Genomic DNA, 20773 nt, shown 5'->3' with positions numbered 1-20773 from the left:
GTGATGCTCCTCATCCTCGTGATCTCGTTCGCGATCGCCGTGGTGACCCCCTGGCTGGTGGACCGGTTCGGGCCGAAGACGTTCTACGCGCTGGCGCTGATCCCGGCCGCGAGCTTCGTCGCCACCGCGACCGCCCTGCCGACGATCCTCGACGGCGGCGAGATCCGCGAGTCGGTGCCGTGGATCCCCGCGCTCGACATCGCCCTCTCCTTCCGCCTGGACGCGCTCTCGATCGTCCTCGCCCTCGTGGTCAGCGGAGTCGGCGCCCTGGTCCTCGCCTACTGCGCGACGTACTTCAGCCGCGACGAGCCCTCGCTGGGCCGGTTCGCAGCGCTCCTGTCCGCGTTCGCCGGAGTGATGTACGGGCTGGTCACGGCCGACGACGTGATCATCCTCTTCGTCTTCTGGGAGGCGACGAGCGTCCTCTCCTACCTCCTCATCGGCCACTACAGCGGGCGCAAGGAGAGCCGGGGTGCCGGGCTCCAGGCGCTCCTGGTCACGACTCTCGGCGGGCTGGCGATGCTGGTCGGGATCATCGTCCTGATCGTGCAGGCCGGTACCACCAGCCTCTCCGGGATCGTCGCCGCCGCCCCCTCCGGCCCGATCGTGTCGACGGCCCTGGTGCTCGTGCTGCTCGGCGCGTTCTCGAAGTCGGCCCTGGTGCCGTTCCACTTCTGGCTGCCGGCCGCGATGGCCGCTCCCACGCCGGTCAGCGCCTACCTGCACGCCGCCGCGATGGTGAAGGCCGGCATCTACCTCGTCGCGCGCCTCGCGCCGGGCTTCGCCGACGACTCCGTCTGGCTGCCCGTGGTGGTGAGCGTCGGAGTCTGGACCATGCTCGTCGGCGGCTGGCGCTCGCTCCGGCAGTACGACCTCAAGCTCGTGCTGGCCTACGGCACCGTCAGCCAGCTCGGCTTCCTGACCGTCGCCGTCGGCTTCGGCTCGCGCGACGCCGCGCTGGCCGGACTGACCCTGCTCGTCGCCCACGCCCTCTTCAAGGCGCTGCTCTTCCTCACCGTCGGCATCGTCGACCACCGCGCCGGCACGCGCGACCTCCGCAAGCTCAGCGGCCTGGGACGGCAGGCGCCGGTGCTCGCGGGCGCCGCCCTCGTCGGCGTGCTGTCGATGGCGGGCATCCCGCCGCTGCTGGGCTTCGTCGCCAAGGAGGCCGTGTTCGCGAGCCTGATCTCGGCGATCGAGCAGGGCTCGTTCTGGGCCTGGGTCGCGCTGGTCGGCCTCGTCCTCGGCTCGATCCTCACCGTGGCCTACTCCGCGCGCTTCTTCTGGGGCGCCTTCGCCCGGAAGAAGGGGCTCGAGGACACGCACCTGCACGCCGAGCCGTGGACCTTCACCGCCGCCCCGGTGCTGCTGGCCGCCGCCAGCATGATCGGCGGGATCGCCGCCTCCATGCTCGACCCGCTCGTCGCCGTCTACGCGGACACCCTCCCCTACGCCGCCCCGGACGCCGACCCGGAGCTCGCCGCCGCCGCGGAGGCCTCCGACCACGGCGGCTACCACCTCGCGCTCTGGCACGGCTTCGAGCCCGCGCTGGCACTCAGCGCCCTCGTGATCGCCGTGGGACTCCTGCTCTTCGCCAAGCGCGTCGCCGTCGCGCGCGCCCAGTCGATGCTGCCCAACCGGATCGACTCCGCCGAGGGCTACTGGGCCACCGTCCGCTGGCTCGACCGCGTCGCCAGCACGGTCACCGAGTCCGTCCAGCGCGGCTCGCTCCCCCGCTACCTGACGGTGATCTTCGCGGTCTTCGTCCTCGGCGTCGGCGGTGCGGCCGCCCTCAACCGCACCTGGCCGGGCGATCTCGTCTTCTGGGACAGCCCGGGCCAGCTCGCGGTCGCCGCCGTGATGATCCTCGCGGCGGTGCTGTGCGCGATCGCCCGCAACCGCGTCGCCGCCGTGCTGCTGGCCGGCGCCACCGGCTACGGGATGGTGGCCCTCTTCGCCCTGCAGGGCGCACCGGACCTCGCCCTCACCCAGGCGCTGATCGAGACGGTGACCCTCGTGGTCTTCGTCCTGGTGCTGCGCCGCCTCCCGACCCGCATCGCCGCGAAGCACCAGCCGATGCGCAAGCGCCTGCGCGCCGTCATCGGCATCGCGGTCGGAGCGGTCATGGCCCTCGCCGCCACCATCGCCCTCGGCGCCCGGACCGCGACGCCGATCTCGGCCGAGCTGCCCCGCCTCGCCTACGAGGAGGGCAAGGGCCGCAACATCGTCAACGTCCTGCTCGTCGACATCCGCGCCTGGGACACGATGGGCGAGATCTCGGTCCTCGTCGTGGTCGCCACCGGCGTCGCGAGCCTGATCTTCCTCTCCAGCCGGGCCGGAGGCGCTCCCCGCCTCGAGTCGCAGAGCGCCGACGACCGCCGCGAGCGCGCGATGGACCTGACCGCCTCCTCCGCCGACGCCGAGCGCGACGGCGACCGCGGCTCCTGGCTCGTCGCCGGGCGCACGCTCCGGCCGGAGAACCGCTCGATCGTGCTCGAGGTGCTGGTGCGCCTGCTCTTCCACCCCGCGATGATCGTGTCGGTCTACCTGCTCTTCACCGGACACAACACCCCGGGCGGAGGCTTCGCGGGCGGCCTGCTCGCCGGTCTCGCCCTCGTCGCGCGCTACCTCGCCGGCGGCCGCTTCGAGCTCGGCGAGGCCGCGCCGATCGACGCGGGCAAGGTCCTCGGACTCGGCCTCTTCTTCGCCGTCGGCACCGCCGTCTCCTCCCTCGCCTTCGGCCTCGAGGTCCTCGAGTCGAGCTGGCTCGACCTCGAGGTGCCGGTGCTGGGCGAGCTCCACCTGGGCACGTCCACCCTCTTCGACATCGGGGTGTACCTGATCGTGATCGGCCTCGCCCTCGACATCCTCCGCAGCCTCGGCGGCGAGGTCGACCGCCACGGCGAGGAGGCCGAGCAGGGCTCCCCCTCGGGCGACGGCGTCACGCACTCGACGGACAGCACCCCCGGCCCCGGCCAGGGCACGGTCGACGGGCTCGAGACCTCGCTGCCCACCGGCTCCACGGTCGTCGGCGGACCGGGCAGGGGGGACGGCGCATGAGCATCACCCTCGTCCTCGTCGTCGTGATGGCGGTGATGTACGCGGCGGGCGTCTACCAGATGCTCGAGCGCAGCCTCACCCGCATCCTGATCGGGTTCCTGCTCGTCGGGAACGCGACCAACATCCTCATCCTGCTGATGGCCGGCCGCTCGGGCATCGCGCCGTTCGTCACCGACGACGGGCGCTCCTACGAGCAGATCGCCGCCGAGATGGCCGACCCGCTGCCGCAGGCGCTGATCCTCACCGCGATCGTGATCACCTTCGGGGTGTCCGCCTTCCTCCTCGCGATGATCTACCGGCGCTGGCGCCTCGCCAACGCCGACCAGGTGGAGGACGACGAGACCGACGCCTCCGTCCGCGAGGACGCGGCGGGCATCTCGGCCCAGACCACCGCCGACGACCGGGCGCTCGACGTCCTGCTCGAGTCCAGCGACGAGGGCACCGCCGCCAAGCACGGGGAGAGCGCCATGACCGACGACAGGAAGGAGGACCGATGAATGCCCTGATCCCGCTCGTCGTCACCCTCCCCCTCCTGGGAGCGGCCGTCGCGCTGATCCTCGGACGCCACCGGCGCGCGCAGATCACCGTGAACATCGTGACGCTCTCGAGCGTTCTGGTGATCTCCTCGGTGATGCTCGTGCTGGTCCTCACCGGCGACGGAGGCGGCAGCGCCGTCTACGTGGGCGGCTGGGAGCCGCCGTGGGGCATCGTGCTGGTCGTCGATCCGCTCGCCGCGCTGATGCTCGTCATCACCTCGATCACCCTGCTGGGCGTCCTGCTGTTCTCGGTCGGCCAGGGCCTCGTCGACGGCAACCGCGAGACGCCGGTCACGATCTTCCACCCGACCTACCTGATCCTCTCGGCGGGCATCCTCAACGCCTTCGTCGCGGGCGACCTGTTCAACCTCTACGTCGGCTTCGAGATCCTGCTGGCCGCAAGCTACGTGCTGATCACCCTGGGCGGCACCGCGCCGCGGATCCGCGCCGGCACGACCTACGTGGTCGTCAGCCTGGTCTCGAGCGTGTTCTTCCTCTCGGCCATCGGCCTGCTCTACGGCGCCACCGGCACGGTCAACATGGCGCAGCTCTCGATCCGCATCGCCGAGCTCCCCGCCGACGTGCAGCTGGTGCTCCACGTGGTGCTGCTGCTCGGCTTCGGGATCAAGGCGGCCGTGTTCCCCCTGTCGTTCTGGCTCCCGGACTCGTACCCCACGGCTCCGGCGCCGGTCACCGCCGTCTTCGCCGGACTCCTCACCAAGGTCGGCGTGTACGCGCTGATCCGCACCGAGACCCTGCTCTTCCCGGGAGGGAGGCTGAGCGAAGTGCTGCTGGTGGTGGCGCTGCTGACGCTGATCGTCGGCATCCTCGGTGCGGTCGCGCAGGCCGACATCAAGCGGATGCTGTCCTTCACGCTGGTCTCGCACATCGGCTACATGGTCTTCGGGATCGCCGTGGGCACCCCGGCCGGCTACGCGGCGACGATCTTCTACGTCATCCACCACATCACGGTGCAGACGACGCTGTTCCTCGCGACCGGCCTGATCGAGCGCGTCGGCGGCACCACCTCGATCCTGCGCCTCGGCGGGCTGCTCAAGGCCTCGCCGCTGCTGGCGCTGCTCTACTTCATCCCCGCGATGAACCTCGGCGGGATCCCGCCGTTCACCGGCTTCCTCGGCAAGGTGGGGCTCTTCGTCGCCGGCACGGAGTCGGCCGTCGACCAGCCCTCGTGGCTGATCTGGGCCGTCATCGCCGCCGGAGCCGTGACCTCGCTCCTGACCCTCTACGCCGTCGCGCGCGTCTGGAACATGGTGTTCTGGCGCCGCCAGGAGGAGGTGCCCGGCTACGAGTCGCCCCTGATCGACCAGCTGCAGGAGGACCCCCACGACACGGGCAGCATCCGCACCCGCCACTCGCCGCCGATGATGGTGCTCGCCACCGCGGGGATGGTCGTCGTCGGCGTCGTGCTGACCGTCGGCGCCGGTCCCCTCTACGACGCGAGCGAGCGAGCGGCGAGCGCGGTCGCCGACCCCGCGACCTACATCGCGACCGTCTACCGCGACTCGTCCTTCGGAGAGGAGGGGCCGCGATGAGCCCCCGCCGCCGCGTCGACATCTGGAACCGCGTCGCGATGTTCGTGACCCTCGTCGGGATCTGGGTGCTGCTCTGGGACGACGTCTCGGTGCTGTCGATCGTCACCGGCTTCCTGGTCGCCCTGCTGATCACCCGGGTGTTCTACCTGCCGCCGGTCGAGTTCTCGAACCGCATCAACCCGTGGTTCGTGCTCCTCTTCCTCCTGCGCCTGCTGGCCGACATCGCGGTGGCCTCGGTGCGGGTGTCCTGGCAGATCCTGACCCTGCCCGTCCCGGTGCACAACGCCATCGTCGCCGTGCACCTGCGCAGCCGCTCCGAGGGGATGCTCGTCTGGACGACGGAGGCCGTCTCGCTCGTCCCCGGCTCCCTGGTGATCGACGTGGACCCGCAGCTGAACGTCCTCTACCTGCACGTGCTCGGCGTGACCCACGACGAGGGCGAGCGGATCGACGAGGTGCGCCGGACGGTCCTCCGGACGGAAGCGCGCATCGTCCGGGCCATCGGCTCCCGCGAGGACGTGCAGCGCGTGAATCGGCCGATCGAGGCCGGATCGGGGGTGGTCCGGTGATCGACTGGCTGATCTGGATCCTGGTGCCGGTCTTCGGCGCCGCCTGCCTGCTCGCGCTCGTGCGGATCCTCCGCGGTCCGTCCGTGCTCGACCGGGTCGTCGCGGCCGACGTGCTCGTCGCGACGATCATCTGCGGGATCGGCGCCGAGATGGCGGTCAATCACCACGCGCGGACCCTGCCCGTCGCGCTCGGGCTCGCGCTGTTCGCCGTCTTCGGGTCGATCAGCGTCGCCAAGTTCATGGCCAACCGCGAGGAGGACTGACGTGGACCTGTTCTTCGACGTGCTCACCGCTGTGCTGCTGCTGGTCGGCGCCCTGCTCTCGCTGCTGGCCGCGATCGGCCTGATGCGGTTCGACGACCTGCTCTCCCGGATGCACGCGGGCACGAAGCCGCAGGTGCTCGGACTGATCTGCGTGATGCTCGCGGTCGCCATCCGGAACCCCGGCTTCGCCGCCGCGGGGACCATCGTGCTGGTGATCGGCTTCCAGCTGCTGACCGTGCCCGTCTCGGCGCACATGGTCGGCCGGGCGGCCTACCGGGCCGAGGCCGTCTCTCCCGGGTACCTCGTCGCCGACGAGCTCGCGGAGGCGGTCACCCGCGCCGACGAGCAAACCCGCGCGACCGGGCCCGAGACCGCGCACGCGTCCGAGGAGCGGGCGCGCACCTCCTCCGCGCCCCCGCCCGAGGACGAGGACAGCCCGGCCGCGACCGCCTAGGCGACGAGGACGAGCTGCACGGCGGAGGCGCCGGTCATGCTGCGCAGCGCGAATCCGCCGATCGCGAGGGTGACGGCGACCAGGCCGCCGACCAGCAGCACCAGCAGCGGCACCACCCACAGCAGCGCCCGTCGGCGTCGGGCTCGGGCCTCGTCCGGCGTCTCATCGATCACCCGTCGACTGTACGGGACGGCGGAGGGCGTGCCCCCGGCGCCCCTGAGCCGCCCGATAAACTCGACCCCATGACCCTGGACTCCGCTCTCTCCGGCGCGCCCGAGAACTCCCCCGGCCCCGACTCCGAGGCCGAGCACCGCCGGGGAGCCGAGTGGTGGCGCACCGCCGTCATCTACCAGATCTACCCGCGCTCCTTCGCGGACGCGGACGGCGACGGCATCGGCGACCTGCCCGGCATCGCCTCGCGCCTCGAGAGCCTCGCCGAGCTCGGCGTCGACGCGATCTGGCTCTCGCCCTTCATGACCTCGCCGCAGAAGGACGCGGGCTACGACGTCGCCGACTACTGCGACGTCGATCCGCTCTTCGGCACCCTCGCCGACTTCGACGCGATGCTCGCCCGCGCTCACGCCCTGGGCATCCGGATCATCGTCGACCTCGTCCCCAACCACTCCTCCAGCGCCCACCGCTGGTTCCAGGAGGCGCTCGCCGCTCCCGCGGGCAGCGCCGAGCGGGCGCGCTACCTGTTCCGCGACGGCCGGGGCGAGTCGGGCGAGCTGCCCCCGAACAACTGGGAGTCGGTCTTCGGCGGCCCCGCGTGGACCCGCGTCATGGAGCCCGACGGCTCGGCCGGCCAGTGGTACCTGCACCTCTTCGACACCTCGCAGCCCGACTTCGACTGGACGAACGAGTGGGTGCGCGAGCGCTTCCGGGAGGTCCTCCGATTCTGGCTCGACCGCGGCGTCGACGGCTTCCGCGTCGACGTGGCGCACGGGATGATCAAGGCTGAGGGGCTGCCCGACTACACGCCGCCCGCCGACAGCGGGTCGATGGGCGGAGTCGCTCCCGCCGACGGCGAGGAGCCCGCCACCGCCCCCTACTGGGCGCAGGACGGCGTCCACGAGATCTACCGCGACTGGCACTCCCTGCTCGCCGAGTACCCGGACGACCGCGTGCTCTGCGCCGAGGCGTGGGTGCAGCCGCTCTCCAAGCTCGCCCGCTGGGTCCGCCCCGACGAGATGCACCAGGCCTTCAACTTCGCCTACCTCGAGACCCCGTGGAGCGCACCCGCCCTCCGCGACATCATCGACTCCTCCGTCGAGGCCTTCGCCGCCGTCGGCGCCCCGTCGACCTGGGTGCTGTCGAACCACGACGTCGTGCGCCACGCGAGCCGCCTGGCCCTGACGTCCGACAACCCGCAGGGCTACGGCATCGGCCCGCGCACGCAGGGACTCCCCGACCCCGTCCTGGGGCTGCGCCGCGCTCGTGCCGCGACCGCCCTCATGCTCGCGCTCCCCGGCTCCGCCTACGTCTACCAGGGCGAGGAGCTCGGGCTCCCCGAGGCGATCGACCTGCCGGACTCGGCGCGTCAGGACCCGACCTGGTTCCGCACCGGCGGCGAGCGCTACGGCCGCGACGGCTGCCGGGTGCCGATCCCGTGGGAGGCGGACGCGCCCGCGTACGGCTTCAGCGGCTCCGGCGACTCCTGGCTGCCGCAGCCCGGCGACTGGGCGCCGCTCGCCCGCGACCGCCAGCGCGGTGTCGAGGGCTCGACGCTCGAGCTGTACCGGTCCCTGCTCGCGGTGCGCCGCGCCGAGGACCTGGGCTCCGGCGCCGTCGAGTGGCTCGAGGGCTACCCGGAGGACGTCGTGGCGTTCCGCAACGGAGCCGTCACGGTGATCGCGAACCTCGGCGAGGCTCCGGTCGAGCTGCCCGTCGGCTCCGTGGTGCTGTCCTCGGAGGAGCTGCACGAGCCGGCGCTGCCCGCCGACACCACGGTCTGGCTGCGCGCGGAGTAGCGGGCCGCGGGGTCCGCCCGGCGGCTCCCGCGTCCCGCCGCCGGGTCAGCGCCCGGCGTTGGCCTTGAGCCAGAGGTAGGAGTCGACCTTCGTCACGCCGTCGAGGCGGATCTCGAAGTGCAGGTGCGGGCCGGTCGACATGCCGGTCGTGCCCACCAGGCCGAGGAGCTGACCGACCTTCACCGGGTCGCCCTCGGACACGGCCGCCGAGCCGTGCTGCATGTGCGCGTACACGCTCGAGACGAGCTGCCCGTCGATCTCGTGGTCGACGATCACGTGCACGCCGAGCGAGCCCTCGCCGTCGATGACCGTGCGCACGACGCCGTCGGCGATCGCCTGGATGGGCGAGCCGTCGCCCGGGTTGAAGTCGGTGCCGCCGTGGTTCACCGAGCAGCCCGCGCAGTTGCGGTAGCCGAAGCGGTCGCCCACCGGCACGCCGACGGCGAAGGGCCACTGGATGGACGCGTTCGGGTCGTTGGTGAAGCCGGTGTCGGAGGTGCGGACGATGTCGGCGACGTTGGTCTGCGTCTTGCGCTCCTGCACGCCGAAGCCGTCGCGGGCGACCGTCTCGGCGCTGACCTCGCCGGCGACGAACGACTGCGCGCCGCGGCGGGCGTCGGCGCCGAAGGGGGTCGAGAGGCTCTGCGCCTGCACGTCCTCCGCGGTCAGGAGCGATGTGGCCGGCAGAGAGGTCGCCGCCACGATGGCCGCGACGAAGGAGAGGGCGACGAGTCCGCCGACCCGGGCCCGGCGCACGGGCCGGAGCGGCGTCGCGCGCGGTGCGGGGACGGGGGCCGGGGCCGGGGCGCTGCGGACCGAGGCGACGCGGCGCTCCGCTTCGCGCAGCTGCTCCGCCGTGGGAGCCGCGAGGAGGTCGTCGGAGCCGCTCGCCAGCGAGACGTCGGAGGCGAGGGCCAGAGCCCGCTCGCGCTCGCGGAGCTCGCGACGGGAGAGGGGTGGAGTCGATTCGCCGGGGGTCGATGCAGGGGCAGCGGGGGCGGGCGAATCGGGGCTCACGAAATCGATGTCTTCCGTCGGGGGCAGGGGACGAGCGGGCCTCCAGGGAGAGGCACCGCTCGGCTCCGTGAGCGCAGCCTGTGCGAACATCACGAATTCATAAAGGATAACCACGGCCGGCGGGGTCCGGCCAGAGGCCGCCGCGCACAGGCGCGATCGGGGCACGACGCGCGGCGAGCCCCGGCGGGATCCTGCGCCGATCCGCCTCTCGGCGCACGGAATCCTTGTCGGCTCGGCCCGGGAGAGCGGTTACACCTCGTCCGCACGCAGGCGGCGCAGCAGATCCTCCAGCTCGGCGAAGAGAGGATCCGGTGCCGCGATGAGCAGGCCGGAGCCGAAGGGCGCGCCGTCGAGTCCCGCGACCCGCGCGCCCGCCTCCTCGGCGATGAGGGCGCCCGCAGCGAGGTCCCACGGGTTCAGGCCCCGCTCGTAGTACGCGTTCAGCTGCCCGGTGGCCACCGAGCACAGGTCGAGCGCCGCCGAGCCGATGCGGCGGATGTCGCGGACCGAGCCCAGGAGCTCCTGCACCACGGCGCCCTGACGCATCCGGCGGCCCGCGTCGTAGCCGAAGCCGGTGCCCACCAGCGCGAGCGAGAGGGAGGAGGGAGCCGAGACCTGCAGCACGACTCCGTCCCGCTCGGCTCCCCCGCCTCGGCTGGCCGTGGTCACCTCGCCCGTCGCCCCGTTCACGACCGCGCCGGCGAGCGCGGTCCAGGTCGCGGGATCCGGCTCCCCCTCCACCACAGCGATGCTGACCGCGTAGGAGGGGATGCCGTAGAGGTAGTTGACGGTCCCGTCGATCGGATCGACGACCCAGGTCAGCCCGCTCGTGCCGCCCCCCGACCCCGACTCCTCGCCGAGGAAGCCGTCGTCCGGACGCGCCTCGGCCAGGCGCCGGCGGATCAGCTCCTCGACCTCCCGGTCCGCGGCCGTCACCACGTCCTCGGGGGACGACTTCGACGCGGCGATCTCGACACCGTCCTGCCGCCGCTGGTGGGCGAGGTGCGCCGCCTCGACGGCGATCGAGCGGGCGATGGCGAGGAGGGGGGCGTTGTCGCTCATGGCCCCAGCCTAGGGATCGGGCCCATCATGGGGGGATGAGCACCCCTATCGCCCTCACGGGAGCCACCGGAGCCGTGGGCGGTCGCGTCGCGCGCGAGCTCGCCGACGCCGGTCACGCCCTCCGCCTGCTGGTCCGCGACCCGTCCCGCGCGCCCGAGCTCCCCGGGGCCGAGGTGGTGCGCTCCTCCTTCGCCGACGCGGGCGACTCGCTCGAGGGCGTGCGCCTCCTCCTGATGGTCTCCGCCTCCGAGAACGAGGAGCGCCGCGCCGAGCACCTCGCGTTCGTCGACGCAGCCGCCGCCGCGGGTGTCGAGCACGTCGTCTACACCTCCTTCGCCGGAGCCGCACCCGACGCGGTCTTCACCCTCGCCCGAGACCACGCGGCCACCGAGGACGCGATCCGCCGCTCCGGCATGGGCTGGACGTTCCTCCGCGACAACCTCTACCTCGACTTCCTGCCCGCGATGCTCGGCGACGACGGCGCGATCCGCGGACCCGCGGGATCGGGCCGTGCCGCCGTCGTCGCGCGCGAGGACGTGGCCCGCGCCGCCGCCGCGGTCCTCCGCTCCCCCTCCGAGCACCGCGGAGCCGCCTACGAGCTGACCGGGCCCGAGGCCCTCACCCTCGACGAGGTCGCGGCGACCCTGACGGCGGCGGGCCGCCCCGCCGTGTACGTCGACGAGACCCTCGAGGAGGCGTACGCGTCACGCCGCCGCTGGAACGCACCGGACTGGCAGCTGGACGCCTGGGTCAGCACCTACTCCGCGATCGCCGCCGGCCAGCTGGAGCACGTCTCGGGCGACGTCGAGCGGCTGACCGGACGGCCGCCGCTCTCTCTCGCAGCGTTCCTGGAGCAGGAGGCGCGGGGCTGAGGCGACGGCGCGGGCCGGACCGGTCCTCCCCCGGAAAGGCGCTCCGCCGGAAGGGCGATCCCCCGACATGCGGAACGCCCCGCGCATCTCGTGATGCCGGGGCGTCTGCCGGGTGTTCCTGCTCGGTGGCGAGTGAGGGATTCGAACCCCCGAAGGCTACGCCGTCTGATTTACAGTCAGATCCCTTTGGCCGCTAGGGTAACTCGCCGTGGCGCACCCGACCGCGTGTTCACAACCGGAGGCGCTCAGCAAGGATACCCACGCGACCGGCGGATCGGAAATCGGTGCCGCGAGGCCTCAGTCCGCCTCCGCCGCGTAGCGGGACGCCGCCTCCGCGACCTTCCCCGCGTAGCTCCCGGCCGGGTTGTAGGCCGCGATCGCCGCCCGCCATCCCGACTCGGTCGAGAGGTCGCCGCCGGCGTCGCAGAGGTACCGGGCGGCGGTCACCGCCTGCTGGTCCACGTTCTGCGGATCCCATCCGCTCGACGCCCACGCCATCCACGTCGCCGGGATGATCTGCAGCGGACCCATCGCCCGGTCGACCTCGGCGTCGCCGTCCAGAGCCCCGCCGTCGTTGTCGGGGACCCGGTCGAAGCGCGCTCCGTCCAGGCGCGGACCGTAGATCGGCTCCGTCGGCCGCCCGTCCTCGCCCAGCTCGCCGCCGTCGATCGTGCCGTGCCTGCTCTCGACGTAGCCGATGCCGGCCAGGGTCGCCCAGTCCAACCGGCAGTCGGGGTCGACCGACGCCGTGAGGAGGGCCGTGCCCGCGTAGGCGGTGAGCGCACGCAGCGGGATGCCGCTCCCCTCGGACGCCGTGCCCAGCCACGCCTCGTCGGCGAGCAGTCGCACCGGCGTCGCCGCGGCCTGCTCGGGATCCTCCAGCACGACGGGGTCGGCCGCGACGGGAGCGGTCGCCGCGGGAGGGACGGTGGACAGGCCCTCCTCGACCGTCAGCGCGGGCGGCCGCTGGCCGCAGCCGGCCAGGAGGAGGCCGGCGAGCGGGACGAGGACGAGAACGGGGAGGCGGCGCACCCCTCAGAGGTACCAGCCGCGCCTGGGGCCGGGCTCCGCCACGCCTGAAAGCTAAACTCGGAGCCATGGCAGATTCAACGTTCGACGTCGTCAGCAAGATCGACAAGATGGAGGCGGACAACGCCCTGAACCAGGCCCACAAGGAGGTCGAGCAGCGCTACGACTTCAAGAACGTCGGCGCCTCGATCGCCTGGAGCGGCGAGAAGATCCTGATCAAGGCCAACACCGAGGAGCGGGCGAACGCCATCCTCGACGTCTTCCAGTCGAAGCTGATCAAGCGCGGCATCAGCCTCAAGAGCCTCGACGCGGGCGAGCCTTTCGCGTCCGGCAAGGAGTACCGGATCGAGGCCACCCTCAAGGAGGGCATCGACCAGGAGCACGCGAAGAAGATCAACAAGCTCATCCGCGACGAGGCGCCGAAGTCGGTCAAGTCGCAGATCCAGGGCGACGAGCTCCGCGTCTCCTCGAAGAGCCGCGACGACCTCCAGGCGACCATGGCGCTCCTGCGCGGGGCCGACCTCGAGCTCGACCTCCAGTTCGTCAACTTCCGCTGAGGAATGACGCACACGGGAGCACGCGCGTGACCGCCGGAATCGACGAGCCCGACCGGCGGGGCCGCACCGGACTCGACAGGGACGGGCTCGACCTCGTCGGGAACCCCGACGTGGTCGTGAAGGAGGTCACCCTCCTCTCGAGCGACTGGTACGTCCTCCGCACCACCCGCTTCGACTACCGGCACCGCGACGGCAGCTGGACGAGCGAGCAGCGCGAGACCTACGACCGGGGTAACGGCGCGGCGGTCCTGCTCTACGACGCCGAAGCGCGCACCGTCGTCCTGATCCGGCAGTTCCGCTACCCCGCGTACGTGAACGGCGACCTCGACGGGATGCTCCTCGAAGTGCCCGCCGGTCTCCTGGACGAGGACGGGCCCGAGGAGGGCGCCCGCCGCGAGGCGTCCGAGGAGACCGGACTCGAGGTCGGCCGGCTCGAGCACGTGTTCGACGCGTTCATGAGCCCCGGCTCGGTCACCGAGAAGCTGCACTTCTACGCCGGGCGCTACCGCGCGGGCACCCGCAGCGGAGCGTTCGCGGGACTCGCCGACGAGGGCGAGGACATCGAGGTCCTCGAGCTCTCGTTCGACGAGGCGCTGACCCAGATCGGCGTGCAGATCGTCGACGCGAAGACGATCATGCTCCTGCAGTGGGCGGCCCTGTCCGGCCCGTTCTCGCGCTGACGCGCGAGCGTCGCGGCTGCGGACGCGTCAGCGCGCGTACTCGGCGAGGGCGCGTCCGGTCAGCGTGTCCGCCGCCGCGAGCCCGACCGGAGTCCCCTCGAAGACGATCGTCCCTCCGTCGTGCCCGGCTCCGGGCCCCACGTCGATGATCCAGTCCGCGTGCGCCATCAGGGCGCGGTGGTGCTCGATCACCACGACCGAGTTCCCGGAGTCGACCAGCCGGTCGAGCAGTCCGAGCAGCGTGTCGACGTCCGCGAGGTGCAGGCCCGTGGTCGGCTCGTCGAGCAGGTAGACGGATCCGGACGAGGCCATGTTGATCGCGAGCTTGAGGCGCTGGCGCTCGCCCCCGGACAGCGTGTTCAACGGCTGTCCGAGCGTGAGGTAGCCGAGACCGACGTCGACGAGACGGGCGAGCACCGTGTGCGCCGGTCCGCTCGCGAAGAACTCCGCGGCGTCGACGATGGGCATCGAGAGCACCTCGTGGATGTTCCTCCCGCGGAGGCGGTACTCGAGCACCTCAGCGGTGAACCGCTTGCCGTCGCACTCCTCGCAGACCGACGAGACCGTCGCGGCGGGGCCCAGCTCGGTGAAGATCATCCCGGCCCCCTTGCAGACGGGGCAGGCGCCTGCCGAGTTCGCGCTGAAGAGCGCCGGTCTCACACCGTTCGCCTTCGCGAAGGCCGCCCGGATCGCGTCGAGGACCCCGGTGTAGGTCGCCGGATTGCTGCGCCGCGACCCGCGGATCGGCGACTGGTCGGCCACCACCACACCCGGCCGACCCGCGAGCGAGCCGTGCAGGAGCGACGACTTGCCCGAGCCGGCGACTCCGGTGACGACGGTCAGCACGCCCAGCGGGACGTCCACGTCGACGCCGCGGAGGTTGTGCGTGGAGGCCCCGCGGATCTCCACCGCCCCGGTCGGACGGCGCACGGCCTCCTTCAGCGGGACGCGGTGACCGAGATGACGGCCCGTCAGGGTGTCCGACGTGCGCAGCTGCGCCACCGTCCCCTCGAACCGCAGCTCGCCGCCGTGCGCGCCGGCCCTCGGACCGAGGTCGACCACGTGATCGGCGATCTCGATGATCTCCGGCTTGTGCTCGACCACCAGGACGGTGTTGCCCTTGTCCCGCAGGCGCCGCAGCAGCTCGATCATCCGCGAGACGTCGTGCGGATGCAGACCCGCCGTCGGCTCGTCGAAGACGTACGTGACGTCCGTGAGGCTCGACCCCAGATGCCGCACCATCTTGACCCGCTGCGCCTCACCGCCCGAGAGGGTGCCCGACTCCCGATCGAGCGACAGGTAGCCGAGGCCGACCTGGACGAGGGCGTCGAGCGTCCCGAGGAGGGTCTCGACGATCGGAGCGACGGACGGCGCCTGCAGTCCGCGGAGCCACGCGGCGAGGTCGGTCGCCTGCAGCGCGGCGCACTCGGCGATGTTCCGGCCCCCGATGCGCGACTCCAGCGCCACCCGGGTGAGCCGGCCGCCTCCGCACTCGGGACAGGCGGCGAAGGTCGCCACCCGCTCGGCGAAGGCGCGGATGTGCGGCTGCGCCGCCTCCTTCGCCAGGTAGAGGCGGGTGACCTTCACCAGGAGGCCCTCGTAGGTCATCGTCATCCCGGCGATGGCCATCTTCGTGGCCGGACGGTGGAGGAACGCGTCCATCTGCTCGGGCGTGAAGTCGGCGATCGGCACATCGGCCGGATAGAGGCCGGACTCGGCGAGGCCCTTCCAGTACCAGCCGCCGACGACGAAGTTGGGGATCGCGTCGAGAGCGCCGCCCTCGAGCGACTTCGAGCGGTCGATCAGCGCGTCGAGGTCGATGCTCGACACCCGGCCCGTCCCCTCGCACCGCGGGCACATCCCCTCCGGCAGGTTGAAGGAGAACGCACCGCTCGTGCCCGCGTGCGGATCGCCGATCCGGCTGAAGAGGATCCGCAGCATCGTGTACGCGTCGGTCGCCGTGCCGACCGTGGACCGGCCGTTCGACCCCATCCGCTCCTGGTCGACGACGATCGTGGCCGACAGTCCGTCGAGCGACTCCACGTCCGGGCGGGCCGGCGACCCCATGAACTGCTGCACGAAGGCGGAGTAGGTCTCGTTGATGAGGCGCTGGGACTCGGCCGCGATGGTGCCGAAGACGAGCGACGACTTGCCGGAGCCCGAGACCCCGGTGAACACGGTGATCCTCCGCTTCGGAATGTCGACGTCGATCCCCCGGAGGTTGTTCTGGCGCGCACCGCGCACCCGGATGAGGTCGTGGGGCGCGGCCGTGGTCATGCTGTCTCCGTCCAGAGCGGTGCCCGAATCCTAGAGGAGGTGCGCGGCGTCCGCGCCGGAACGACGAACGGCCCTCCGGACTGCACCGGAGGGCCGTTCGGAGACCACGCGTCAGAGCGCGGCCGGCTCCGCCCGCGAGATCGCGATCATGTCCTCGCGGGGAACGACCTTCACCCGCGCACGGCCCTCGGGCTCGCCGAGCGCCATCTCGTGCTCGTCCAGCCGGTGCCAGCCGTCGAGATCCGTGTAGGCGATCTCCCGCTCCTCGAGCAGGGCGACCACGGCCGCCTCCTCGGGGTGCTCGGGCGTCCACCAGGACGCCTGGTCGTTGAGCACGTGCGCGACGGTCTCCATGGCGTCGGACTTGGTGTGCCCGATGAGGCCCACCGGTCCGCGCTTGATCCAGCCGGTCGCGTAGACGCCGTGGACCTGCTGGTCCTCGTCGTCCAGGACCTGGCCCTCGCGGTTCGGGATCACGCCGCGCATCTCGTCGAACGGGAGGCCGTCGAGCGGCGAGCCGAAGTAGCCGACCGCGCGGTACACGGCCTGCACCGGGACCTCGCGGATCTCACCCGTGCCGCGCACTCCGCCCTCGCCGTCCGGCTCGGTGCGCTCGTACCGGATCGCGCCGACCCGACCGGATCCGTCGTCCACGAACTCGAGCGGCTTCGCCCAGAAGTGCAGGTGGAGACGACGCGAGGCGCTCCCGACCTCACGGGTGCGCCACTGGTTGAGCACCCGGTTGATGACCATGACCTGCTTGTTGGTCGCGATGGCGGCCTCCGAAGCGGGATCGAGGTCGAAGTCCTCGTCGGCGACGATCATGTCGACGTCGCGCAGCTCGCCCAGCTCGCGCAGCTCCAGCGGCGTGAACTTCACCTGAGCGGGACCGCGGCGCCCGAAGACGTGCACGTCGGTGACAGGAGACGCCTTCAGCCCCTCGTAGACGTTCGGCGGGACCTCGGTGGGCAGGAGGTCCTCGGCGTGCTTCGCCAGCATCCGCGAGACGTCGAGCGCCACGTTGCCGTTGCCGATGACGGCGACGGAGGACGCCTCCAGCGGCCAGGTGCGCGACACGTCGGGGTGGCCGTCGAACCAGCTGACGAAGTCGGCCGCACCGTAGGAGCCCTCGAGCTCGACACCCGGGACGTCGAGCGGAGCGTCCCGGACGGCGCCGGTCGCGAAGATCACGGCGTGGTAGTGCCGCTTGAGATCCTCGAGCGTGATGTCGGTCCCGAAGTGCACGTTGCCGAAGATGCGGATGTCGCCCCGGTCGAGCACCTCCCGCAGCGCGGTGATGATCCCCTTGATGCGCGGGTGATCGGGCGCCACGCCGTAGCGGACCAGGCCGTAGGGCGCGGGCAGGTGCTCGAACAGATCGATCGAGACGTCGTACTTCTTCTCGGCCTTGATCATGAGGTCGGCGGCGTAGATGCCCGCGGGACCCGCGCCGACGATGGCCAGCCTGAGCTTGGTCATTGCGTTCCTCCTGCCGGGGCGCCGCAGCGCACAACCGGTCTCATTCCTGCGGCGCAGGGCGCGCCGCGACGATCGGGGTCAGCCGTTGCGCTCGACGACGGTGTCGGCGAAGCGCGTCAGCGCCTTGCGGACGGAGCCGTCGGGCAGCGGAGCGAGGGCGGCGACGGCCTCGTCGGCCCACCGGTGGGCCTCGGCGAGGGTCTGCGCGGTGACGTCGTGATCGCGCAGCTGAGCGATGGCGTCCGAGATGTCGGCGCTCTGCTCCTCCGTGTGCGCGATGGCGTCGTTCGAGCGGCTCACATAGCTCTCGATGCGGGCGAGGAGAGCCGCGGCGTCCCTGTCCGAGGAGGCGCGCTCGCGCAGGCGCAGGATCGGCAGCGTCGACACGCCGGCGCGGATGTCCGTGCCGGGGTTCTTGCCGGTCTCCTCCGGCTGGGGAGAGAGGTCGATGACGTCGTCGACGATCTGGAAGGCGACGCCGATCTTCTCGCCGAAGACGCGCATGGCCTCCTCGTACTCCTCCGGAGCCTCCGAGAACGCGACTCCCGTGCGGCCCGCCGCGGCGATCAGGGACCCGGTCTTGTCGGCCAGGACGGACAGGTAGTGCTCGACCGGGTCCTCGCCGTCGGTCGGGCCGACCGTCTCGTGCAGCTGCCCGAGGACGAGCCGCTCGAACGTGTCGGCCTGGAGCCGGATCGCCTTGTCGCCGAGCTCGACCATCAGCTGGTTCGCGCGGGCGAAGAGCAGATCGCCCGTCAGGATGGCCACGTTGTTGCCCCACACGGTCTGCGCCGACGGGACGCCGCGGCGCTTCTCCGCCTCGTCCATGACGTCGTCGTGGTAGAGCGATGCGAGATGGGTGATCTCGATCGCCTGCGCGCCCAGCAGGACCTGCGGCGTGTTGCCACGGCCCAGCGACGCGGCCAGGAGGGTGAGCATCGGGCGCACGCGCTTGCCGCCCGCCTCGAGGAGGTACCGGGTGGAGACGTCGGCCACGGCGTCCGCGAAGGACAGCTGCCGGACGAGACCCTCCTCGACCTGCTCCAGACCCGCGTCGATCGTGCGGGCGAGAGCGCGGTCCGACGAGGAGGAGAAGATGCGCTCGGAGAGGCCGAGCTGCGCCGTCAGAGACGGGCTGCGACGGGCGACGGGCGCAGTGGCGTTCACAGGGAAACCCTAACGTCTCGGCCTGTGCGGACCCCGGTCGTCATCGGGTCGCCGCGATCGGCTTGACGCCGCGGTGCAGCGCCACGATGCCCGCGGTCAGATCGCGGTAGGCCACACGCTCGAAGCCCGCCGCGCGGAGCCAGGCGGCGACGACGCTCTGCTCCGGCCAGGCCCGGATGGAATCGCCGAGATAGTCGTACGCAGGATTGTTCGACGACGCGAGGCGCACGACGGCGGGCATGACCCTCGACAGGTAGAAGTCGTACGCGGCGGCCAGCGGAGCGATCGGCGGAGTCGAGAACTCGCAGATCACGATCCGGCCGCCGGGCTTCAGCACACGCAGGAACTCGGCGAGCGCCGTCCTCGGCTCGGCCACGTTGCGCAGACCGAACGAGATGGTCACGGCGTCGAACGACTCGTCCTCGAACGGGAGGTCCATCGCGTCGGCCTGGACGAACTCGATCCGGTCGTTGCCCGCCTGACGGCGACGGCCGACGGCGATCATCCCCGGGGAGAAGTCGGCTGCGACGACCTGGGCGCCCGACCGCGCCAGCGACGCGCTCGACGTTCCGGTGCCGGCCGCGATGTCGAGAATGCGCTCACCGGGAGCAGGGTTGACGGCGCGAGTCGTCGCGATCCGCCAGAGCCGGTCGTTCCCCACCGAGAGGAGTCCGTTCACCAGGTCGTAGGCGGGAGCCACGGTGTCGAACATCGAGGCGACCTCGTCGGGCCGTTTGGTGAGGTCTGCCTTCGTCACGATCCGCAAGTCTACGGCGAGACGAGGGACGGCGGCTGTGCATCCGCCGCCCCGCGCCCGGTCGGCGCGCTCCCCCCTGGGGAAGCGCCGGGACCGCCCCGCTCCGCCTCGCGCGGCGGCCCCGGACCGGATCACGGTAGCAACGGAGCCCTGCGCCCCGAGCCCCGCGGCATGGGACGTCCCACCTTCTGGCGCGGGCGTACCCTGCTGAGGTGACGCTCATCGGCGCTGGAACCCCCCTGCTGCGTGCGGAGACGACTCCACTGGACTCTCCGCCGTCGCTCCTCTCCCACTCCGACCCGAGGCGGCCCCTCCTCTGGCAGCGCGACGGCGCCGGGCTCAGCGGACGCGGCGAGGCCCTGCGCCTCGAGTTCTCGGGCCCGGAACGGCTGCGGGAGGCGGCGGCAACCTGGCGTCGGCTCTGCGACGCGGCGACGGTGGAGGACCGGGTCGGACTGCCCGGGACGGGGCTGGTCGCGTTCGGGACCTTCGCTTTCTCGAGCCGATCCGAGGCGACGAGCGTGCTGATCGTGCCGCGCACCGTGATCGGGACGCGCGACGGCCGGTCATGGCTGACGCGGATCACGATCGGCGAGGCGGAGAGACCGTATACGCCGAGCGAGGAGCCGCTGGGGGCGGAGTACCACGTGCCGCTCTCGCCCGGTGCGCTGCCGCCGGACGGGTACCGCGCGGCGGTCGCTGCCGCGGTGGAGACGATCCGGGCGGGTGAGCTGTCCAAGGTCGTGATCGCGCGCGATCTGCAGGGGCGGCTCCCGCCGGGGGCGGACCTGCGTCGGATGCTGGGTGCGCTCACCGAGCGGTACCCGGACTGCTGGGGCTTCGCCGTGGACGGATTCCTCGGCGCCAGTCCGGAGACGCTGGTCGCGGTCGATCGGGGCGAGATCTCGGCGAGGGTGTTGGCCGGCACGGCCGCACGAGGCGAGGATCCCCTCGCCGACGCGGACGTGGAGGCCGCTCTGCTCGAGAGTCCGAAGGACCGCTCGGAGCACGCTTTCGCTCTCGCCAGTCTGGTCCGGGAACTCGAGCCCCACACACGGGAGCTGACGGCGGGCGCCGCCCCGTTCACGCTCCGCCTGCCGAATCTCTGGCACCTCGCGACGGACGTCCGAGGAATTCTGGACGACTCCTCCAGCGCGCTCGATCTCGTCGATGCTCTTCACCCGACCGCTGCAGTGGCCGGCACTCCGACCGCCGATGCCCTTGCGCTCATCGAGCACCTGGAGCCCTTCGACCGCGGTCGGTACGCAGGACCCGTCGGCTGGATCGACGGCAACGGCGACGGCGAGTGGGCTGTCGGACTCCGCAGCGCCGAGGTCACGGCCGAGGGCGCGGTCACGGCCTGGGCGGGCGCCGGCATCGTGGCCGACAGCGTTCCCGAGTCCGAGCTCGCCGAGACCCGCATGAAGTTCCGCCCGATCACCGACGCGCTGGCATGACGCACGTCGGGAGT

General features: G+C 72.0%; 19 protein-coding genes and 1 tRNA gene. 11 read left to right on the top strand and 9 right to left on the bottom strand.

Going from position 1 to position 20773, the window contains the following annotated elements:
• Positions 1–3 precede the first annotated feature (3 nt).
• Genes C5B92_RS04255 through mnhG form a run of 6 tightly spaced genes read left to right on the top strand, consistent with a single transcriptional unit; the run spans position 4 to position 6435 of the window.
• Entirely contained in the window at positions 4–3060 is a 3057-nt protein-coding gene (locus tag C5B92_RS04255; protein ID WP_104350095.1) for a Na+/H+ antiporter subunit A, read from the top strand.
• Positions 3057–3557, top strand: coding sequence for a Na(+)/H(+) antiporter subunit C (locus C5B92_RS04250; protein WP_104223614.1), 501 nt, complete (start codon positions 3057–3059; stop codon positions 3555–3557). Before C5B92_RS04255 ends, C5B92_RS04250 begins: the two co-directional genes overlap by 4 nt.
• On the top strand, positions 3554–5149 hold the full coding sequence (locus C5B92_RS04245) for a Na+/H+ antiporter subunit D (RefSeq protein ID WP_104223613.1): 1596 nt from the start codon (positions 3554–3556) through the stop codon (positions 5147–5149). The genes C5B92_RS04250 and C5B92_RS04245 overlap by 4 nt, the downstream gene beginning before the upstream one ends.
• Positions 5146–5718 carry a Na+/H+ antiporter subunit E gene (locus tag C5B92_RS04240; RefSeq protein WP_104234245.1) on the top strand — a complete coding sequence of 191 codons (573 nt, stop codon included), beginning with the start codon at positions 5146–5148 and terminating at the stop codon, positions 5716–5718. The genes C5B92_RS04245 and C5B92_RS04240 overlap by 4 nt, the downstream gene beginning before the upstream one ends.
• Positions 5715–5981 (top strand): monovalent cation/H+ antiporter complex subunit F, encoded by a 267-nt coding sequence (locus C5B92_RS04235; protein WP_308470711.1) that lies wholly within the window; start codon positions 5715–5717, stop codon positions 5979–5981. The genes C5B92_RS04240 and C5B92_RS04235 overlap by 4 nt, the downstream gene beginning before the upstream one ends.
• 1 nt (position 5982) lies before the next feature.
• Positions 5983–6435, top strand: a complete 453-nt coding sequence (mnhG, locus tag C5B92_RS04230; RefSeq protein ID WP_258061253.1) for a monovalent cation/H(+) antiporter subunit G — start codon at positions 5983–5985, stop codon at positions 6433–6435.
• On the opposite strand, the gene C5B92_RS17165 is transcribed toward mnhG, so the two are convergent.
• Positions 6432–6608 (bottom strand): hypothetical protein, encoded by a 177-nt coding sequence (locus C5B92_RS17165; protein ID WP_159939698.1) that lies wholly within the window; start codon positions 6606–6608, stop codon positions 6432–6434. The two genes, mnhG and C5B92_RS17165, sit on opposite strands and share 4 nt — an antisense overlap.
• Positions 6609–6677: 69 nt before the next feature.
• On the opposite strand from C5B92_RS17165, the gene C5B92_RS04225 reads away from it, so the two are divergent.
• Entirely contained in the window at positions 6678–8405 is a 1728-nt protein-coding gene (locus C5B92_RS04225) for a glycoside hydrolase family 13 protein (protein ID WP_104254840.1), read from the top strand.
• A gap of 45 nt (positions 8406–8450) precedes the next feature.
• Here C5B92_RS04225 and C5B92_RS04220 read toward each other — a convergent pair whose 3' ends face one another.
• On the bottom strand, positions 8451–9422 hold the full coding sequence (locus C5B92_RS04220; protein WP_146079254.1) for a M23 family metallopeptidase: 972 nt from the start codon (positions 9420–9422) through the stop codon (positions 8451–8453).
• A gap of 249 nt (positions 9423–9671) precedes the next feature.
• A complete protein-coding gene (locus C5B92_RS04215) occupies positions 9672–10484 on the bottom strand; it encodes an inositol monophosphatase family protein (RefSeq protein ID WP_104350094.1) in 813 nt (270 codons plus the stop codon).
• Positions 10485–10519: 35 nt separating this feature from the next.
• Between C5B92_RS04215 and C5B92_RS04210 the strand changes: the two genes are divergently transcribed.
• Positions 10520–11356: an SDR family oxidoreductase gene (locus tag C5B92_RS04210; protein ID WP_104254842.1), complete on the top strand. Its 837-nt coding sequence runs from the start codon at positions 10520–10522 to the stop codon at positions 11354–11356.
• A gap of 126 nt (positions 11357–11482) precedes the next feature.
• Here the strand turns inward: C5B92_RS04210 and C5B92_RS04205 are convergent.
• Positions 11483–11564, bottom strand: a tRNA-Tyr gene (locus tag C5B92_RS04205).
• A gap of 89 nt (positions 11565–11653) precedes the next feature.
• On the bottom strand, positions 11654–12388 hold the full coding sequence (locus C5B92_RS04200) for a hypothetical protein (protein WP_104254843.1): 735 nt from the start codon (positions 12386–12388) through the stop codon (positions 11654–11656).
• Between the two features lie 65 nt (positions 12389–12453).
• Here C5B92_RS04200 and C5B92_RS04195 point away from each other — a divergent pair, with 65 nt between their 5' ends.
• Both C5B92_RS04195 and C5B92_RS04190 read left to right on the top strand, forming a co-directional pair.
• Positions 12454–12942 carry a YajQ family cyclic di-GMP-binding protein gene (locus tag C5B92_RS04195; protein ID WP_104223606.1) on the top strand — a complete coding sequence of 163 codons (489 nt, stop codon included), beginning with the start codon at positions 12454–12456 and terminating at the stop codon, positions 12940–12942.
• Between the two features lie 26 nt (positions 12943–12968).
• Complete coding sequence (locus C5B92_RS04190; protein ID WP_104254844.1) at positions 12969–13622, top strand: NUDIX domain-containing protein; 654 nt, start codon at positions 12969–12971, stop codon at positions 13620–13622.
• 27 nt (positions 13623–13649) lie between these two features.
• Here the strand turns inward: C5B92_RS04190 and C5B92_RS04185 are convergent, their stop codons facing one another.
• The 4 genes from C5B92_RS04185 to ubiE all read right to left on the bottom strand — a co-directional run bounded on the left by C5B92_RS04185 (position 13650) and on the right by ubiE (position 19302).
• Positions 13650–15899, bottom strand: a complete 2250-nt coding sequence (locus tag C5B92_RS04185) for an excinuclease ABC subunit UvrA (protein ID WP_104254845.1) — start codon at positions 15897–15899, stop codon at positions 13650–13652.
• A 111-nt stretch (positions 15900–16010) separates the two neighbouring features.
• Positions 16011–17378: an FAD-dependent oxidoreductase gene (locus tag C5B92_RS04180; RefSeq protein ID WP_104249783.1), complete on the bottom strand. Its 1368-nt coding sequence runs from the start codon at positions 17376–17378 to the stop codon at positions 16011–16013.
• Between the two features lie 78 nt (positions 17379–17456).
• On the bottom strand, positions 17457–18545 hold the full coding sequence (locus tag C5B92_RS04175; RefSeq protein ID WP_104233415.1) for a polyprenyl synthetase family protein: 1089 nt from the start codon (positions 18543–18545) through the stop codon (positions 17457–17459).
• 40 nt (positions 18546–18585) lie between these two features.
• Entirely contained in the window at positions 18586–19302 is a 717-nt protein-coding gene (gene ubiE, locus C5B92_RS04170) for a bifunctional demethylmenaquinone methyltransferase/2-methoxy-6-polyprenyl-1,4-benzoquinol methylase UbiE (RefSeq protein WP_104254891.1), read from the bottom strand.
• Between the two features lie 212 nt (positions 19303–19514).
• On the opposite strand from ubiE, the gene C5B92_RS04165 reads away from it, so the two are divergent.
• On the top strand, positions 19515–20759 hold the full coding sequence (locus C5B92_RS04165; RefSeq protein WP_374952913.1) for an isochorismate synthase MenF: 1245 nt from the start codon (positions 19515–19517) through the stop codon (positions 20757–20759).
• Positions 20760–20773 lie beyond the last annotated feature (14 nt).

The sequence above is a fragment of the Rathayibacter sp. AY1A4 genome (assembly GCF_002930955.1).
Classification (GTDB): Bacteria; Actinomycetota; Actinomycetes; order Actinomycetales; family Microbacteriaceae; genus Rathayibacter.
Note: the sequence above shows the minus strand (reverse complement) of the source record. Positions and strands in the feature narration are given on the sequence as shown.

Coding starts and splice junctions, on each gene's coding strand:
- C5B92_RS04255 (WP_104350095.1), top strand. CDS start 4: ATGCTCCTCATCCTCGTGATCTCGTTCGCGATCGCCGTGGTGACCCCC.
- C5B92_RS04250 (WP_104223614.1), top strand. CDS start 3,057: ATGAGCATCACCCTCGTCCTCGTCGTCGTGATGGCGGTGATGTACGCG.
- C5B92_RS04245 (WP_104223613.1), top strand. CDS start 3,554: ATGAATGCCCTGATCCCGCTCGTCGTCACCCTCCCCCTCCTGGGAGCG.
- C5B92_RS04240 (WP_104234245.1), top strand. CDS start 5,146: ATGAGCCCCCGCCGCCGCGTCGACATCTGGAACCGCGTCGCGATGTTC.
- C5B92_RS04225 (WP_104254840.1), top strand. CDS start 6,678: ATGACCCTGGACTCCGCTCTCTCCGGCGCGCCCGAGAACTCCCCCGGC.
- C5B92_RS04215 (WP_104350094.1), bottom strand. CDS start 10,484: ATGAGCGACAACGCCCCCCTCCTCGCCATCGCCCGCTCGATCGCCGTC.
- C5B92_RS04210 (WP_104254842.1), top strand. CDS start 10,520: ATGAGCACCCCTATCGCCCTCACGGGAGCCACCGGAGCCGTGGGCGGT.
- C5B92_RS04195 (WP_104223606.1), top strand. CDS start 12,454: ATGGCAGATTCAACGTTCGACGTCGTCAGCAAGATCGACAAGATGGAG.
- C5B92_RS04185 (WP_104254845.1), bottom strand. CDS start 15,899: ATGACCACGGCCGCGCCCCACGACCTCATCCGGGTGCGCGGTGCGCGC.
- C5B92_RS04180 (WP_104249783.1), bottom strand. CDS start 17,378: ATGACCAAGCTCAGGCTGGCCATCGTCGGCGCGGGTCCCGCGGGCATC.